Genomic DNA, 418 nt, shown 5'->3' with positions numbered 1-418 from the left:
TTTCCGTCACATCCGTGATTTTCCTGGGAGCGCGTGATCTCGCTCTGTTTCCAAGAGCAACCCGGCTTCTCTTTTGAGATTTGCGTAAACGCAAAGACGCGGCCTGCAAATCAATTATCCTCACGGCATTCAACCGTTGCAATCGAAGGAGATGACGATGCTTACGAGACGTGAAGCTCTATTGGGTTCTGTTCTCACCGCAGCCGCCGTTGCCGCCGTTGGCGCAACGCCGGCCATGGCAGCCGCCAAGCCGAAGGATGTAGCCGGGTTGCCGCGCGAGAAAGTGATCCTCGTCGCGCCGCCCTTCGTGCATGCTCACGACCAGGTGGCCAAGGGGGGCCCCAAGGTCGTCGAATTCACCATGAATGTCGAAGAGAAGCCGATGGTCATCGATGCCGATGGCACGCAGCTCAACGCC

At 58.1% G+C, this 418-nt stretch carries 1 pseudogene; it reads left to right on the top strand.

The window, feature by feature from the left end:
- Positions 1–157: 157 nt before the first annotated feature.
- Positions 158–418: pseudogene (locus EOA29_RS40385) on the top strand (nitrite reductase, copper-containing); the annotation flags it as partial.

The organism is Mesorhizobium sp. M1E.F.Ca.ET.063.01.1.1 (assembly GCF_003998155.1).
Taxonomy (GTDB): Bacteria; Pseudomonadota; Alphaproteobacteria; order Rhizobiales; family Rhizobiaceae; genus Mesorhizobium.
Note: the sequence above shows the minus strand (reverse complement) of the source record. Positions and strands in the feature narration are given on the sequence as shown.